Below are 598 nucleotides of genomic sequence, written 5' to 3'. Positions count from 1 at the left end.
AAAATGTTTAGAAAGTTATTTGGTATAATGTTGGCAGATCAAGGTAATGAGTTTTTAAAATTTAAAGAAATAACAAAAAGTATATTTAATTCATATTCACAAAGATGCAAAATATTTTACTGTGATACAGCAAGTCCACAACAAAAACCAAACATAGAAAATATACACACTATACTTAGGAGATATATACCAAAAGGAAGAAATATAAATGATTATGAACAAGATGATATTGACTTTATAGTTTCTAATATAAATAGTATGTATAAAAATAAATATAATAATAAAACCCCTATAGAAATGTTTTTATCATCTTATCCAAATAGAATATTAAAAGCATTAAATATAGAGGAAATAAACGCAGATGATATTGTTGTAAGTACGTATAATAAAAATAACAAATCATCAAAATAATTTTAACATAAATTTAAGTTTTTACAAAACAAAATATTGTGCATTTGCTCTACACAATTATCAAAAAATAAAAAAAATTTGTGCATTTAAAATTTCCCATTACATGAAATTTTAAGTTTACTTTTTTTTATTATAATTTTATGATATAATTAAAAGTAGAGTTTAAAAGAGGTGATAACTTGAAAAA

At 20.7% G+C, this 598-nt stretch carries 1 pseudogene; it reads left to right on the top strand.

Annotated features, from left to right (window positions below):
• Positions 1-411 (top strand): annotated as a pseudogene (locus AYC60_RS09135) (IS30 family transposase); the annotation flags it as partial.
• Positions 412-598 lie beyond the last annotated feature (187 nt).

Origin of the sequence: Streptobacillus felis, from assembly GCF_001559775.1 — a bacterium.
Classification (GTDB): domain Bacteria; phylum Fusobacteriota; class Fusobacteriia; order Fusobacteriales; family Leptotrichiaceae; genus Streptobacillus; species Streptobacillus felis.
The sequence above is the reverse complement of the archived record's forward strand: the minus strand, read 5'-3'. Positions and strand labels throughout refer to the sequence as shown.